The 14,513-nt window shown below is 44.7% G+C and carries 16 protein-coding genes; 2 read left to right on the top strand and 14 right to left on the bottom strand.

The genetic code is table 11. The features are described from left to right. Positions 1-234 precede the first annotated feature (234 nt). Both secA and hpf read right to left on the bottom strand, forming a co-directional pair. Positions 235-2,754, bottom strand: coding sequence for a preprotein translocase subunit SecA (gene secA / locus HP567_RS29440; RefSeq protein ID WP_173612209.1), 2,520 nt, complete (start codon positions 2,752-2,754; stop codon positions 235-237). Between the two features lie 198 nt (positions 2,755-2,952). Continuing rightward, complete coding sequence (hpf, locus tag HP567_RS29445) at positions 2,953-3,510, bottom strand: ribosome hibernation-promoting factor, HPF/YfiA family (protein WP_015893536.1); 558 nt, start codon at positions 3,508-3,510, stop codon at positions 2,953-2,955. A gap of 209 nt (positions 3,511-3,719) precedes the next feature. Between hpf and HP567_RS29450 the strand changes: the two genes are divergently transcribed. Then, positions 3,720-4,772, top strand: coding sequence for an HD-GYP domain-containing protein (locus tag HP567_RS29450; RefSeq protein WP_173612208.1), 1,053 nt, complete (start codon positions 3,720-3,722; stop codon positions 4,770-4,772). A 65-nt stretch (positions 4,773-4,837) separates the two neighbouring features. Here the strand turns inward: HP567_RS29450 and HP567_RS29455 are convergent, their stop codons facing one another. From HP567_RS29455 to HP567_RS29475, 5 genes are all read right to left on the bottom strand, one after another. Beyond that, the gene (locus HP567_RS29455) at positions 4,838-5,035 is read right to left on the bottom strand and encodes a cold shock domain-containing protein (RefSeq protein ID WP_047070322.1); all 198 of its coding nucleotides are present in this window, start codon (positions 5,033-5,035) and stop codon (positions 4,838-4,840) included. 82 nt (positions 5,036-5,117) lie between these two features. Then, positions 5,118-5,792, bottom strand: a complete 675-nt coding sequence (locus HP567_RS29460) for an amino acid ABC transporter permease (protein ID WP_047069746.1) — start codon at positions 5,790-5,792, stop codon at positions 5,118-5,120. A gap of 88 nt (positions 5,793-5,880) precedes the next feature. Beyond that, positions 5,881-6,684, bottom strand: a complete 804-nt coding sequence (locus HP567_RS29465) for a basic amino acid ABC transporter substrate-binding protein (RefSeq protein WP_173612207.1) — start codon at positions 6,682-6,684, stop codon at positions 5,881-5,883. 292 nt (positions 6,685-6,976) lie between these two features. Further along, positions 6,977-7,759 (bottom strand): OmpA family protein, encoded by a 783-nt coding sequence (locus HP567_RS29470; protein WP_173612206.1) that lies wholly within the window; start codon positions 7,757-7,759, stop codon positions 6,977-6,979. Continuing rightward, positions 7,752-8,561, bottom strand: a complete 810-nt coding sequence (locus tag HP567_RS29475) for a motility protein A (RefSeq protein ID WP_173612205.1) — start codon at positions 8,559-8,561, stop codon at positions 7,752-7,754. The genes HP567_RS29470 and HP567_RS29475 overlap by 8 nt, the downstream gene beginning before the upstream one ends. Before the next feature lie 157 nt (positions 8,562-8,718). On the opposite strand from HP567_RS29475, the gene HP567_RS29480 reads away from it, so the two are divergent. Continuing rightward, on the top strand, positions 8,719-8,895 hold the full coding sequence (locus HP567_RS29480) for a putative motility protein (protein WP_015893542.1): 177 nt from the start codon (positions 8,719-8,721) through the stop codon (positions 8,893-8,895). Positions 8,896-8,931: 36 nt separating this feature from the next. On the opposite strand, the gene HP567_RS29485 is transcribed toward HP567_RS29480, so the two are convergent. From HP567_RS29485 to HP567_RS29515, 7 genes are all read right to left on the bottom strand, one after another. Beyond that, a complete protein-coding gene (locus HP567_RS29485) occupies positions 8,932-9,288 on the bottom strand; it encodes a flagellar protein FliT (RefSeq protein ID WP_173612204.1) in 357 nt (118 codons plus the stop codon). A gap of 10 nt (positions 9,289-9,298) precedes the next feature. Continuing rightward, positions 9,299-9,676: a flagellar export chaperone FliS gene (fliS, locus tag HP567_RS29490; protein WP_173612203.1), complete on the bottom strand. Its 378-nt coding sequence runs from the start codon at positions 9,674-9,676 to the stop codon at positions 9,299-9,301. Positions 9,677-9,691: 15 nt separating this feature from the next. Continuing rightward, positions 9,692-11,167 (bottom strand): flagellar filament capping protein FliD, encoded by a 1,476-nt coding sequence (fliD, locus tag HP567_RS29495; RefSeq protein WP_173612202.1) that lies wholly within the window; start codon positions 11,165-11,167, stop codon positions 9,692-9,694. A gap of 12 nt (positions 11,168-11,179) precedes the next feature. After that, positions 11,180-11,515, bottom strand: a complete 336-nt coding sequence (flaG, locus tag HP567_RS29500; protein ID WP_173612201.1) for a flagellar protein FlaG — start codon at positions 11,513-11,515, stop codon at positions 11,180-11,182. An 83-nt stretch (positions 11,516-11,598) separates the two neighbouring features. After that, positions 11,599-12,564 carry a Gfo/Idh/MocA family protein gene (locus tag HP567_RS29505; protein ID WP_173612200.1) on the bottom strand — a complete coding sequence of 322 codons (966 nt, stop codon included), beginning with the start codon at positions 12,562-12,564 and terminating at the stop codon, positions 11,599-11,601. Between the two features lie 15 nt (positions 12,565-12,579). Further along, a complete protein-coding gene (locus tag HP567_RS29510; protein ID WP_173612199.1) occupies positions 12,580-13,611 on the bottom strand; it encodes a Gfo/Idh/MocA family protein in 1,032 nt (343 codons plus the stop codon). Beyond that, entirely contained in the window at positions 13,608-14,492 is an 885-nt protein-coding gene (locus HP567_RS29515; protein WP_173612198.1) for an SGNH/GDSL hydrolase family protein, read from the bottom strand. Before HP567_RS29515 ends, HP567_RS29510 begins: the two co-directional genes overlap by 4 nt. Positions 14,493-14,513: the final 21 nt, after the last annotated feature.

The following is a 14,513-nucleotide window of genomic DNA, read 5'->3' on the forward strand; positions in this document are numbered from 1 at the left end:
CCCGTCTTCGTGAATTTTTGGTAAAAGTGTTGTACTTACGATTCTATTTATTTTTCAGATAATTACCACCTGAATCGTTCGATCACATTTACCAGTGTTAGACAAATAGATTGTTTTTATCAGACGAGGAAGAATAGATGAGGACGAATACTGTCAAGGCATTAGGAATGGGCAAGAAAAAAACATTCCCCTCGTACCGAATTTGCCGATACGAGAAGAATGCTCTGTTATTGTTTAGTGTTTCTTGTTTTGGCGTTTGCGTTCTTGCTCCTGAGCGCGACGCTGTGCACGGTTTTTCGGATCAGCATCACCGGAGGTCTCCGGATCTGGACGATCAGATGGTCCGGAGGTTTGCAAGTTACTCGGATCGATTCCTTGACCGCGAATGACATCTTGGCGCTCCAGGTTTTGGCTGACTTCAGCCTTCATGATATACATAGCGACTTCTTCCTGAACAGCAGCCAGCATACCTTGATACATTTCGTATCCTTCGAACTGGTACTCACGAAGCGGGTCGTTTTGTGCGTAGGCGCGCAGGTGAATACCTTGACGCAACTGATCCATCGCATCGATGTGATCCATCCACTTGCTGTCGACAGCACGCAGAATGACGACTTTTTCAAACTCGCGAATCGATTCACCGATTTCTTCTTCACGCTGTTTGTATTGCTTATCGACTTCTGCTTTCAACAGCTCGAGAATTTCTTCTGCTTCCTTGCCTTTCAGCATTTTTGCCGTAATCGTTTCTTCATGGAGGAATCCATTATTGGCAGCATCGGCCAATGCTTGCAGATCCCAATCCTCAGGTACCTCTTCTTTTGGACAATGCAGAGACACTGCACGCTCCATCACTGCATAAATCATATTCAAAGCAACTTCGCTGAGGTTTTCCTGTTCCAGAATGTCTTTACGCTGTTTGTAGACAACCAGACGCTGCTGATTCATGACGTCATCGTACTGGAGAACGCCTTTACGTGCATCGAAGTTCGATCCCTCTACACGCTTCTGCGCGGATTCTACTGCACGAGTCACCAGGCGGCTCTCGATCGGCATATCCTCTTCCATACCCAAACGATCCATCATATTCATGATATTGTCCGCACCGAAACGACGCATTAGCTCATCTTGCATCGAGAGGAAGAACTGGGATGAACCCGGGTCCCCCTGACGACCTGCACGACCGCGTAGCTGATTGTCAATCCGACGGCTCTCGTGGCGTTCTGTACCGATAATATGAAGACCGCCCAGCTCCGCAACACCTTCGCCAAGCTGAATGTCCGTACCGCGACCTGCCATGTTTGTGGCAATGGTAACCGCTCCGTACACACCTGCACGCGCAACGATTTCTGCCTCGCGCTCATGCTGCTTCGCGTTCAATACGTTATGCGGTACGCCTTTTTGCTTCAGCATTTGGGACAAGCGCTCCGAGTTTTCGATGGAGATGGTACCTACCAGGATCGGTTGGCCCTTTTTATGGCGCTCGACAATGTCGTTTACAACCGCACGATATTTGGCTGCCTCTGTTTTGAAAACCAAGTCAGGTGAATCGATACGCTGTACTGGCTTATTCGTTGGAATAACCACAACATCGAGACCGTAAATCTTTTTGAACTCTTCTTCTTCCGTCTTCGCTGTACCAGTCATACCCGCCAGCTTCTCGTACATACGGAAGTAGTTTTGCAAAGTAATGGTCGCCAGTGTCATGCTCTCGCTTTGGACACGCAGACCTTCTTTGGCTTCAATCGCTTGATGCAAGCCATCGCTGTAACGACGTCCAACCATCAGACGGCCGGTGAACTCGTCGACGATCACAACTTCGCCTTCCTGCACCACATAATCAACATCGCGCTTGAACAACACTTGAGCCTTCAACGCCGCCGTAATGTGGTGGTTCAACGTGGTATGTGCCGTATCGTACAGGTTGTCGATGTTGAATGCCTGTTCGACCTTGCTCACACCATCATCTGTAAGGCTGACGATTTTCAACTTCTCATCGATAGTGAAATCTTTTTCTTCTTCCAGACGCTTCACAAAATGCGAGCAGATGTAGTACAGCTCTGTCGATTTGTTAGCAGAACCGGAGATGATCAACGGCGTACGTGCTTCGTCGATCAAAATGCTGTCCACCTCGTCGATGATAGCGAAGAAGAGTGGACGTTGCACCATTTGTTCCTTGTACAGAACCATATTGTCACGCAAGTAATCGAAGCCGAACTCATTGTTCGTACCATACGTAATATCACACGCGTACGCTTCGCGTTTTTCTTCAGGGCTCAGTCCATTCTTGTTCAAGCCGACTGTCAGTCCGAGGAAGTTATACAGCTTACCCATGATAGTCGAGTCACGCTCAGCCAAGTATTCGTTCACAGTAACGACGTGGACGCCTTTTCCCATCAGGGCATTCAGGTATGTCGCCAGTGTCGCAACCAGCGTTTTACCTTCACCCGTCTTCATCTCGGAGATACGGCCTTCCTGAAGCACCATACCACCAATCATTTGGACGTCGAAGTGACGCATGCCCAGTACACGGATCGATGCTTCACGTACAACAGCAAACGCTTCATTCAAAATTTTGTCCAGTTCTTCTCCATTTGCCAAACGCGCCTTAAACTCAGCTGTCTTCTCCCGCAATTGGTCATCCGAGAGTGCTTTAATCGTTGGTTCCAGCGCGTTGATGCTTTCTACACGCTTAAACATTTTCTTTACTTCACGTTCATTGCTGTCGCCGAATATCTTTTTAACGAGTCCTAGCATGAGGACACCCCTTCCATATACTGCCAAACAAAAATGCACAAGCCGGCATGAGTCCAATAATAAAAAAGGATACCGATTCTACGAAAATAATACTTTCTAAAAAGATATTTTATCAAATAGAGCATCCTCTACACAAGTAAAGGGAGTTGCCAATAGCAACTCCCTAGTCTTATACGAATGAGAATGTGTAAAGTTTCGTTATTTTGGTTCAATCAATCCGTAACGCCCATCATTGCGGCGATATACCACACTGACGTCATTGGTGTCACTGTTTTGGAAAACGAAGAAGCTGTGTCCCAGCATATCCATCTGCATGACCGCTTCCTGTGCATCCATCGGCTTCAGATCGAAGCGTTTGGTTCGAACGATATCGATGTCGATATCTTCCTCATCCACATCAGGGATCATGACTGCTACTGGCTGACTCTCACGCTGTGCGATTCTTCCTGTCGAATCCACTCGAAGCTTCCTCATCAGCTTCGTTTTGTGTTTGCGAATCTGACGTTCCAGCTTTTCTACTACCAGATCGATAGCAGCATACATATCTTCGTGCGTTTCCTCCGCTCGGATAATGACCCCACTCAGCGGGATAGTTACCTCGATCGTGCCTTCTCCGCGATGTACATGCATGGTGACTTGTACTTCTGTAGGCTGTGGCGTTTCAAAATATTTTTCCAGACGGCCGACTTTCTTTTCGACATATTCTCTAAGTGCAGCGGTGACTTGAATGTTTTCTCCACGAATGTTAAATTTCATGGTTCCAACCTCCTTCCGTCTATACATACTTATTCGCCACCTCTGTAAATAATCCTTCCACTCTGCTTAAAAAAATCTTTGCAAATCTTTTACAAACCATCAATATCCGACATTATTTTACCAATACTTACTAGATTCCCTATGCTATAATAGGAGAGGTAGTCATCCTATCTTATATCGCGGTCGTACATCGCACTGGAGGAATCCTCATGGCCGAGGTAAAACCTTCCCATTCACTTATCGGAACAACGCTCGCTCAAGACGTCTACAATGAATACGGTCTGCTTTTATTACCCGCTGGTGCAAACCTTCATCTTAGTGATATCCGACTGCTAGAGGCTCATCAAGTGGAAGCCGTACACGTTACGACTGACTCGGAAGCACCCGAAATGCCTTTTCCTCTCCTTCATTGGAGTGAGGCAGAGGCTGCAAAGGCCTATATGGTAGCCGTACAAAAAACCGAGTATTTATTTAACCAGCTCGCAAATGGGGATACTCCCAGACTGCAACAATTTAGCGACGCTGTTCATCCGATGCTCGACCAAGTTCTTCATCACATGAGGTTTCTGCGCTTCATTTATTTGAATGAAGGAACAGAAAGTTATACGTATCGCCACTCCCTGCATGTAGGTATCGTGGCAGCCTTAATCGGAAAAATCATAGGATTGCCGCAACGTGATGTTCATTTCTTGGGCCTTGCAGGTCTTCTCCATGACATCGGCAAGATGAAAATTCCCGATGAGCTGCTGTCCAAGCCAGAACGTCTGACAGACGAAGAGTATACGATTATGAAAAAGCATACCGTATACGGCTACGAGCTCCTGCGCACCATGGACGATGCCGACGACTTGCTGGCACAATGCGCTCTGATGCACCACGAACGTTGGGATGGAAGTGGATATCCTCTCGGACAAAAAAAAGATGGCATCCCTTTTGAATGCCAAATCATCAGTGTCGCAGACACATTTGATGCGATATGCACAGACCGCGTGTATCGGAAGGGAACCTCTCCCTTTGAAGCCGCGAATGTTCTGTGGGAGTCAGCTTGTACAGGCCAATTAAATCCGATGATTGTATCTCGTTTTATCCATTACATTATCTTGCTTTACGTCGGCTCCCATGCGCTTTTGAACAATGGCGACCACGTCGAAATCATTATGATTCATACTGATGAGCCTATGCGGCCTCTCGTTCGTAGAGGGAATGATTTTATAGACCTGAGACTCCAGCGTTCCCTACGCATTCAAAGAATGATCAGTTAAACACGTGGAAAAAACGAATCCCCCTGTCCGATCAAGGAACCAGGGGGATTTTGCTATTGTTTCGTTTATAACTTCACGACGTTCGCCGCTTGTGGACCGCGGTCCCCTTCCACAATGTCGAATTCTACAGCCTGTCCCTCATCTAACGAACGAAATCCATCAGACTGAATCGCCGAAAAATGGACAAATACGTCATCACCGTCTTCTCGCTCAATAAATCCAAACCCTTTTTCTGCATTAAACCATTTTACTTTGCCTTGCATGAAACAGCACAACCCTTTCTTTTGTGAAAATAAAAATCAAGCCTAGCTTTCCCCAATTCAGGCGAATCATTCTACACACGCATTACCGCGTGGAATATTTTTTCTCTAGTCCTCTCACGACTACACGGGACAAGAACAGCGTAAGTACCAGGTAAACTGCCGCTTCCGTTAAATACGGGGGGTAGCGCTCAAATGTACTTTTTGCCACGTTCATGGCTGCATAGTTTAATTCCGGTGTCGCGATTACTGCCAAAAGGGATGAATCTTTCAAAAGAGCAATAAACTCATTTCCGATCGCGGGCAGCATTCGCGTAAACGCTTGCGGAAGTATAATTTGGCGCATGGCAAGCCCCTTGTTCATGCCAAGTGATCGTGCCGCTTCCATTTGCCCCGGATCAATCGATTGGATACCAGCTCGAAAGATTTCCGCCATATAGGCAGCCGCATTGAGTGAAAGCGCGACGAAGCCTGAATAAATCGCTTCAGGGCTACTCGCTCCTGGGTACAGAATACCCCAAATCGACGGAATCACCGCAAAATGAATCAGCAAAATTTGGACCAGCATCGGAGTTCCCCGAAACAGCTCTACGTAAATCGAACAGGTCCAACGCAAGATTCGCTTGGAGGACATTTTGCCCAAGCTGATGAACAACCCCAAAAAAGTTCCGCAAACCGTAGCCACTGCCGTAAGTAAAATCGTATTAATAATGCCTCGGATAAACAGTTCACGGTAGTCGTAGATGACACTCCAGTCCAATGGCAAAATCCTCCCTTCTTCATGTCAGCAAGCCAAGCTGCGAACAAACGCCGGCTACGTCGACAGACGCACCCGGCCATTTTGCTGCCTACTTATTGCCAAAGTACTGGGTGTAAATTTCCTGCAGCTTTCCATTTTCTTTTATCTTTTTTAATCCGTCGTTGATTTTGTTCATCGCATCGGCATTGCCCTTTTTCACGATAATTCCGTAAAATTCCTTTTCAAAGGAATCATCTTTTATCAGCTTAAACTTCTTATCTTTTACTTTATTCACGTAGTATGACAAAACGCCATTGTCGCCAATCACTGCATCGACTCGACCATTAAAGAAGTCATCGACGGAAGATGGCATATCGTCATAGCCCTTCAAGCCTTCATACGTATCTCCAAACGCTTTTTTGACCACTTCTTCACCCGTGGTCGCAGCTTGAACCCCGATCTTCTTTCCTTTCAAATCTGCCAGCTTCGTCACTGGAGAATCTTCCGCTACCAGAATGAGTTGATTCGCTTCAAAGTATGAGTCCGAAAAATCGTATTTCTCCTTGCGCTTCTCCGTGATCGTAATGGACGAGATCCCAATATCAACCGTCCCTTTGTCCAGTCCATCAAAAAGCGGGTCCCACCCTGTGTTTTTCCACTCAATCTTGAATCCGCCAGCTTCTGCGATCGCGTTCATCACATCGATGTCGTGGCCACTAATCTTGTCAGCCTCAAGCATTTGGAACGGTGGATATGCCGCATCTGTACCGACTATGTACACCTTGTCACCCGAGCCACCACTTGCTCCGCCACTGCCAGACGTTTGCTGACCACCCGATCCACAGCCTGCGAGGAGTACCCCCACACCGACGACCAACGCGAGCGATTTGAACCAATTTGTCCCGATACGCATTTCGAAATCCCCCTTGTGACTCACTATCTGCCCATTTTGTCCCCAGCTATGTCCACATGGAAATTACGGATTTTTTGCGTTCTCCACAGAGTTATCCACATTATCCACATACCCTTGTGCACAAGCTGGGTATAACTATTTTCCTGTATATTCTGCCACTTTAGTACGAAAGTAAGGGGAACGAAATGGGAGAATAAGTGGATCTAGCAGCAAAAAAACAGGATTCATATATACGGGATATAGTTCTATCCTGCATATAAAAATCCTGCTTTTATCTGAAAATAATGAATTATTATTTTTCCCCCAAAATCACGATCTCTACCCGACGATTTTTCGCACGGTTCTCCGCGTTGGAGTTGTCCACAAGCGGTTTGTATTCACCCAAGCCAGCCACGGTAAACCGAGACGCCGGTAAGGAGTTTGCATCCACCATTTCACGCATGACAGAGATCGCACGCGCCGAAGACAGCTCCCAGTTGGATTGGAAGGAACTGCGCGAGATCGGCACATCATCTGTATAGCCCTCGATTCGCACCTTGTGCTCAAAGCGCTTCAACACCCCCGCTACCGTCCCGACGACTTGCTTCCCTTGGGCCTGTAGGTCTGCCGAACCACTCGTAAACAAAATCGTTTCCGGCAAACGGATACGCAAGCCTTCTTCGGTCTCCTCGTAGTCGAGATTCAGCTCAGCCAAAGCGGAGGATAGCTGGTTGCGTACCGTCTCCATATCGCGCTCACTCGAGTCAGACATGCCCATTGGCGGCTTCGGCACGTTTACGGTGTCTTCGGAGCCTTCTTTTACTTTTTCGCCCTTGAGCTCCTTCTGGCGAGCCTCCAATTGGTAGACCTCTCGCTGCAGCTCCAGCTTTTGCAGGTTGAGCAGGTCGAGACTCTCATGCACCTGCTTCAAGCTCGCTTTTTCCTTTTGGACATCTTCCTTTTGTGACTGAATGCTCTTCGTCTGCATCGCCGCAATAATAATCACGATCACGAACAACAGCGTAATCAAGTCACTGTAGCTAAGCAGCCAGCTTTTTTCTAGCTCTTTTTCGTCGTATAACCGTTCGTCATGCATAGCGGTCCTGCCTTTCAATCGTGCCCTTCATGCTGCCTGCTTCTTTAATCAGCACCAGCTTTTGGTCACCTGGCAAGAATGAGTTCAGCTTTTCAAACAACAAGCGTGGTGTCTCCATGCGCTGGAGACCAACACAACCTTCGATAAAAAGACGCTTTTCAAACATTTCCCGGTCGTACAAGTCCATCAGGCGGTAGTAGCAAGGCAGCGCGAACAAGTTCGCCAAGAGCGCGCCATACAGCGTCGCTACGACCGCTGCGCTCAGACTGTGTCCGGTCAAGGCCATGTCTTCGAGCGACTTCAGTACGCCCGTCATCCCCAAGAGCGTACCGACCAACCCCATCCCTGGTGCCAGCAAACTAATGAGGCGGAAGAACCCTGCTGACTGTTGGTAACGATACTGCTCGCCCTTGAGTTCGTTCTCCAGGATCAGACGCAGCTCTTCTTCCGGAACACCCTCGACCGCCAGCAAGCATCCGCGTTGGACAAATGAATCGGGTTCCTGGTGCAGTTCCTTTTCGAGCGCGATATAGCCCTGTTCCTTCTGGACGAGCGCGTAGTAGTAAAAGCGCTTGATCGTTTCTTCAACGTTGCTTTGCCGGCCGTGGATGAGCAGGCGCCAGATTTTTTTCAAGTCGAGATGCTTGCGTTTGACTGCGTAAGACATGACTACGGAGAGCGCGACTAGCTCGATGGCGGTTACATTGAGGAGGTCCGATAAGGTTCCGTTTAGGTAGACCGCGTGTATGAAGATGAGGAGGACGGCTCCGATTAAGACGAGTGAGCGGCGTTTTGTGGACACAAGTGTTTCACCTTCCTAGTTTTTCAACAAGTTGTTCTTAAAGTATAGCAGATGGTGGTAAAAAGATGAGAGAATAGAGTCATGGTTATAGTGAAGCTTGGTATAGAAAATGTCGATAATGATAAAGAAAGTAATTCTAGTAAAGAGGTGATCATCTGTGAATGCCGTACAATTAAAGCAAGCTGTTACTATTAGCTTGACGAAGCAAGTGCAGGAGACTGCGCAAGCACAAGCTTCCATCATGTTGGAGGGTTTTGCTAAGACGCAGCAAAATGTTCAAGCGGCTCAGGCAAGTCATCCATCTCTTGGAAAAACGATCGACATTCGTGCATAAGTGGTGAAAAGAAAACGGCCGGTTCCCCGGCCGTTTTTACTTTTTGCGGTCGAAAAAGGCACCATAGCCGTTTGGACCTGCTTCGTTGTACGTATTCATTGCGAGCTTGCTGCGTTGGAGGGTGTTAAGTTGTTGCTGGACGCCTTGCTTCCGCCCTTCGATCAAAGGAATTACGCGTTGGTTGATCTCGTGAATCTCTACCATTTGCACACGTTGGGCGGGTGTCAACTCCACCTCTTCTACACGTTCTTTCAAAGTGCCGATCAATACTTCTCGCTCGTCGAGTATCGCAAGCCATTCCTCAGCGTCTGAATCTTTCAGCGTCACAGTCTGCTCTAGGCGTTGGGTAGCCTGAAGCAACTCCCCCAAGAGAGCATTTATTGTCATTTCCATGTGTATTTCCTTACCCTTGCCTTTTTGCTAATTGCATAGCTTCTTTCCATGTATCACGGAATTGGATGAACAAATCTTCCACTTCATTCAGTATATCGAGATCCTTCCGAATGTTTGCCTCGATTGTACGCTGGAGCATATATTCATAGAGCATACCGAATTCTTTCGAGATTTCGTATTCACTTTTTAAGGTAGACATTAGTTCATACAAGATGTTCTGTACTTTGAGTGATGCCTCATGAGCTTTCGCTACATTTTTTTCCTCGATTGCGCTTTTGGCTTGTTTGATAAACTTTAGCGCACCGTTATAGAGCATCAGTGTTAAATCGGCAGGAGTTGCGGTTGTTGCTTGATTTGATTGGTACGCCTGAGCAGCATTCTGTAACATCTGCATCACTCCTTCTTAACGCTGGCCTAGCATTTGTGCAAACCATGAGCCTTGTGATTGTGACTTGGACATAGCTTTTTCCATTGAAGAGAATTGTTTCCAATAACGGTTCTCGATCATTTTAAGGCGATCTTCCCAACGATCTATGTCTTTGTTGGTTTGCTCGATTTTTTTAGAAAGATAGCTATCGTCGTAAATAGATCCAGATGACCCAGCTTCGATTTTTATTTTATCCATGACCTCACTCAATTGACCGTACAAGCGCTCAGCAACGCCACTCTCATTATATTTTTTTCCAAGGTCATTTTTTTCATTGCTGAAACTTGTAAACAGTTTCATTACATCTTCGCCATTGTTCCGAATTGCCTCGCGAAGTTTGGTTTCATTGATGAACAACTTTCCGTTTTCTTGATATGCGTTTTTCCCGCTTGGTGGACCGCCAATACCGATTTCGGATAATGTATCAAAAGCTTTATTTACACCATCGATTTGCAAAGGAGTACTTGTAGCTCTGCGAAGTTCACTTAAGGCACTTGATAGAATGGGATCCCGCAGAAGTATACCACTTTTTGCCATGAGATCCATTTTCTCAGCCGTTTTTTCAGGTAATGCTTCTTTTTCCTCATCCAACAACGGCTGGTAACCCTTGTACTTTGGTTCTGAAATCTTTTTATTAACCGTTTCAAGGACAGCATTGTACTTGTCGACGAAATCTTTCACCATGTTGTAAATCGTATCTTCGTCAGACTTCGTATTAATCGTTATTGGCGCATTTTTGTTGGCTTGCTTCAATGAAATTTCCATGCCATCGAAAGTAATTGTATTTTTATCAGATGTGTAGGATACTCCATTAATTTTAAAGGAAGCAGGTGTGCCATCTGTTTTCGTCGCGGTTGCATCCTTCAATCCTAAACTATTCCCAGCTGGAGCCTGTACAGTAAAATTACTACCATCATCTGAAGACAATACGAATTGATTATTGAAATAGGTAGCTTTCACACCTGAGTTAGAGCTGTTAATTTTACCGATAATCGTTTCAATCGTATCTTTATCCTCAATTTTAACAACTGTACTTGCCGCACTTGAATCCTTTTTGAGTGTTAAGTCAAATGTTGACCCGATAGCTGTCTTCGTATCAGGTAAAGTTGAAGTAAACGCAGCAGTAGCAGGTTTTCCAACTACTGCCGGGTTTTCTATCTCTATCGTATAACTGGACAATGATGTCTGCCCCACAACTTTTACTGAAGCGATAGAGTCATTTTCGGATGTCGCTACTTTTTTGTTAAAGCTACTAGACAAACGCAGATTTTTCACCGAGTTTTGAAAATCTGCAAAGACCGTATTCATCTCTCGGTAAGCATCACGTTTCCACTCAGTACTGTACTTAGTACGTTGCAAACGATTAACAGGCTCTCTTTGAGCCTTCATCAAATCTTTAATAATTTTCTCCGTATCCATTCCTGAAGCCATACCTGACAAACGGATTCCCATCTTACTTACCTCCTATCTTTTCTCGTCCACTAGTATTCCGATCATTTCATGCATCTTCGCAACCATGTCCATTACTTTTTTTGAAGGAATTTCACGAATGACCTCATTTGTTTGATCGTTGATGACCTGCACATAGTATTCATTGAGATCTTCATGAAGGGTAAACTTCACATGCGAGCTAGTTGATTGAAGCCATTTATTTATGCCAGCTATTTCTTGTTCTAGATTCTTATTATTCTGCTGATGTTCTTTTACCGGTACCGATTGCTCCTGAGGCTGACTATTCGTTTGAGGAAAATTATTATGCGCTTTCGATTTCCCGAATCCTTGTACTGATCCAACGTCCATACTCAATCCTCCTTAGGATTTTTTTCCTAAGATAGTTATCGGTTTTTTCGGGAAAAAGCTTTACCTTCTCTATTTATATTATTTTACGTTTGCAACGATTCTACGAGAGCCATCGTATTTACTGCGTCATGGATGGACATTTCACCTTCATAACCTGCATTACCGGAGAAGTGTATTACCTGATTCAAGAAATGCATCATTTGTTCAGCAAATCCTGGCTTTGTATCCCGATCCACTTGATTGGGGGTTAAACGATAAGGCTCTTTATTTCGAAAAGAAACTAGTGCCTCTTCCATATTGGTAAACTGAATTTTTCCATCCTGCAAATACAATTCGTAATTCCAGTTCCCCATTGAATGCCAATACGCTTGGAATGTAATCGGTATGTTCCTCTTTGCGACGATCAATGCTGCATATCGATGATTAAAAGGCTCCTCAGACGATTGATTAGAAAAAGCATGAATGGCATCAAGATCCCCGCAGTAATAGCGTATTAAATCTATGCAATGAATACTATTAGCTGTGAACAGCTTCTCTAATTTCTCTGAAGGATAACCGTTTTCTCGCAATAGTCTATAGCGTTCAAAAACATCCATTCTCATTCCCAGCAGACCGCCTGATTCTTCTATCAGTCGTTTCGCTTGATCGACTACACTATAGAAGCGGCGGTTAAATCCTACCATTACACTTGCCTGATGCATTCTCGCTAACTGCGACAATTGTCGGGTTTGCTCCATAGTTAGACCCGGCGGTTTTTCAATTAGCAGGGGAATCCGCGTAGGAATTAGATTCATAGTTACTTCATAAATGCTAGGAAAAGGAACAGCAACGATAATACCGTCCAGTTTCTCCGCAGAAATCATATCGTGAATACTAGTGTAAGTTTTTGGGATGCCTAGCACATTTCTTGCTCTTTCATTACTGGCTTCTGTGCGATTAACAGCTGCAATTACTTTTATTTCCGTTTCTCTGTGTTGATTTAACCAATGGATGGCTTGTATATAATGGGGGGCTATTGACCCCGTACCTATTATTCCTAGCGATATCATCTGTCTCCCCCCTCACTACGTAAACGAAAACAGTTTGTTACAATATTCTTCATCGGTTATAGGTAAATTGATTACTTTGTTACCTAAGTGGTGAGAGTAATGAATCCCAATGACTGTTTCTAACGCATCGACAGCAAATTGAGGATTGGCTGGTATGTGGTCCTGTAACATGTTCATTAATAGATTTTGGCAAAACTCAATAATGTTTAACTCCAGTTTACACGTTTGCGTTTCATGTAAAGGTGTCCCATAACGAGTGACAGGAAGTTCCCGATCCTGCTCATTCCGCGCTTCTATAAAATAAGATCGTTGGAGCTCGTTAACAGTAATCCGCCCATATTTCCCGTTAATAACTAGCACAGGAGGAATGCCAAGATCTTCGGTTAATTCAAAGAACATACGAGTTCCAGCACTGAAGTGTATAATGGCATATCCACCAGGGTCTTTAAAATTTGCTCCTCTTGGATTCGGTACACCTTCATCATTTAAAAATCCGCATACTTGTTCAACCTTATCGTCCAATAGGAAACTAGCAAGATCAATAAAGTGAGTACCATTACACCCCATTTGACCACCTCCCATAGAAAACATCATGCTTTCTACAGGACCGATAACGCCAGATTTCAATTTTTCCCGTAAAAGTAAGTAGTCAGCCGCCCATCTCCGACCATGATTGACAGCTAGCTTCACTCCTTTTTCACGTGCAATCGACACCATTTCTTGCGCCTGGTGAATTGAAGTGGCAATAGGTTTCTCACAGATAACCCTGTTAACTCCAAATTTTATTGCATCTAAAAACAAAGAGTAATGACTAGGTCCATTTGTAGCGATAATCAAGACATCTAGCTGCTCACTCTTCAACATGTCCTCATGATTGGTGTAGACACTAAATTCCTGTTTCGGATACTTTGCCTTTGCTTGTTCGATCACATCTGTTCTTAGATCTGTAACAGCGATTTTAACTGGTTCAGGCAACATTTGAATTGCTTCTACGTACCTATGTCCCATCGGTCCTAAGCCAATAATCCCTATGGTACTCATACTCATGAGTTCATTTGCTCCTTTATCATGTCCACAAGTTGAGGTAAGGCTGGATGCTGTATTTGATTCATCCGAACAAATTTTATATACTCAACTGTCTTTCCCCAGTCTTGCATTTGGTAAGATAAGTAAATCAAATTGTATAAATTATCACCAAAGTACGGAAAAATTTCATACGATTTTATAAAATGCTTGTAGCTAAGCTCCGCATCAGTCTCAAACATCTTGCAACCTGTAACATTTTCTTGAAATGCCTTTATTATCTCTACAAGACGTCTACTGATTAATTCATTGCCTTTCTTATTCAAGTGATGATCATCTGGCAAGAGATAGACATGAGGATTGTGACTGTTAATGTACGACTCCATCTCCATAAAAAATACTTGGTGATGATTTTCTCCACTCTTCAATACTTGATTGTACAAGTTTATCTGCTGCAGGATTCCTGGATAGCGCTTTTCCATCTTAATAGAAGTAGGGCAAATTCCCACGACAATAAGTTTGGTTTCTGGCCGTTTCTGCAAAAGGGTAAGAATAGCACGATAATGCTGTTCAAATTCGACAATATTGACCAGTTGTTTACCACCAAGCTCATCTCTTATCCAGCAATCAACAATGCCTACCTGCATAACGATAACATCTGGCTGAAAGTAAAAAAGATGATCGCCAAATTGGGCAGCTATATCCTTAATGGTTGTAAGCCGTTGCGCACGATTGGTAACAGTAAACCGAACTGTCGGGTATGCGTTCAGTAGTTCGTTCTGTAACAAACAACCGTAAGTTTCATCAAAATGAACGGCCAATTCTTTATCCACTTCAGGATCGAAACTTTTTATTCGATGTGGCCTTGGTAAGGCAAGCGAGTCCCCAAGTATGATTATTTTCATGTTAATCCCCAACTTTGTGAT

It is taken from the genome of Brevibacillus sp. M2.1A, assembly GCF_013284355.2.
Classification (GTDB): domain Bacteria; phylum Bacillota; class Bacilli; order Brevibacillales; family Brevibacillaceae; genus Brevibacillus.

Excerpts from the sequence above, each read along its gene's own strand:
- secA (WP_173612209.1), bottom strand. The coding sequence starts at position 2,754 with ATGCTAGGACTCGTTAAAAAGATATTCGGCGACAGCAATGAACGTGAA.
- hpf (WP_015893536.1), bottom strand. The coding sequence starts at position 3,510 with ATGAAATTTAACATTCGTGGAGAAAACATTCAAGTCACCGCTGCACTT.
- HP567_RS29450 (WP_173612208.1), top strand. The coding sequence starts at position 3,720 with ATGGCCGAGGTAAAACCTTCCCATTCACTTATCGGAACAACGCTCGCT.
- HP567_RS29455 (WP_047070322.1), bottom strand. The coding sequence starts at position 5,035 with ATGCAAGGCAAAGTAAAATGGTTTAATGCAGAAAAAGGGTTTGGATTT.
- HP567_RS29465 (WP_173612207.1), bottom strand. The coding sequence starts at position 6,684 with ATGCGTATCGGGACAAATTGGTTCAAATCGCTCGCGTTGGTCGTCGGT.
- HP567_RS29470 (WP_173612206.1), bottom strand. The coding sequence starts at position 7,759 with ATGCATGACGAACGGTTATACGACGAAAAAGAGCTAGAAAAAAGCTGG.
- HP567_RS29485 (WP_173612204.1), bottom strand. The coding sequence starts at position 9,288 with ATGGAAATGACAATAAATGCTCTCTTGGGGGAGTTGCTTCAGGCTACC.
- fliS (WP_173612203.1), bottom strand. The coding sequence starts at position 9,676 with ATGTTACAGAATGCTGCTCAGGCGTACCAATCAAATCAAGCAACAACC.
- fliD (WP_173612202.1), bottom strand. The coding sequence starts at position 11,167 with ATGGGAATCCGTTTGTCAGGTATGGCTTCAGGAATGGATACGGAGAAA.
- flaG (WP_173612201.1), bottom strand. The coding sequence starts at position 11,515 with ATGGACGTTGGATCAGTACAAGGATTCGGGAAATCGAAAGCGCATAAT.
- HP567_RS29505 (WP_173612200.1), bottom strand. The coding sequence starts at position 12,564 with ATGATATCGCTAGGAATAATAGGTACGGGGTCAATAGCCCCCCATTAT.
- HP567_RS29510 (WP_173612199.1), bottom strand. The coding sequence starts at position 13,611 with ATGAGTATGAGTACCATAGGGATTATTGGCTTAGGACCGATGGGACAT.
- HP567_RS29515 (WP_173612198.1), bottom strand. The coding sequence starts at position 14,492 with ATGAAAATAATCATACTTGGGGACTCGCTTGCCTTACCAAGGCCACAT.